The sequence below is a fragment of the Vibrio sp. 10N.222.55.C6 genome (assembly GCF_041473395.1).
Lineage (GTDB): Bacteria > Pseudomonadota > Gammaproteobacteria > Enterobacterales > Vibrionaceae > Vibrio > Vibrio crassostreae_C.
In genome coordinates this window covers 1-506 of sequence record NZ_JBFRSD010000130.1, presented here as the reverse complement: position 1 = coordinate 506, position 506 = coordinate 1, and the positions used below count along the sequence as shown (strand labels likewise).

Genomic DNA, 506 nt, shown 5'->3' with positions numbered 1-506 from the left:
AGTAACGTAAACTCGGTTGCTGTCAGTGGGACATCTTGATTATTCAATGAAACCTGATGACGCTCAGGTTGGATGGTAAGCCCGCCAAAACTCATTATAGATTCGATTGATTGCGAATCTTTCACTGTTGCTTCAGAGTGACTTAAGCGACGCAATACGTTCCTCACGTGAGCTTGAAACTCGAGCACGCTGAAAGGCTTGGTAATATAGTCATCAACCCCAGCTTCTAAGCCCGACACCTTATCTAGCTCAGTGTCTCTTGCTGTAAGCATTAGCACAGGCGTCCAGTCTTCTTGCTGGCGTAACAATCGACAGAAATCGAGACCATCGCCGTCAGGTAAGCCTCGATCAAGCACGATCAAATCAAACTGGCTTCCCTGATATAGCGCTTGAGCCATTTCAATTGAGTTGGTCCTTACAACATCATGTCCTTGGAACTTGAGATGCATCTGCACCAGCTCAGCCAAGTCGTCATCGTCTTCGACTAACAATATGTTTGCCATCAA

General features: G+C 46.2%; 1 protein-coding gene. It reads right to left on the bottom strand.

The window, feature by feature from the left end:
• A partial coding sequence (locus tag AB4486_RS22880; RefSeq protein WP_372118781.1) for a response regulator transcription factor occupies positions 1-506 on the bottom strand: 506 nt, incomplete at both ends.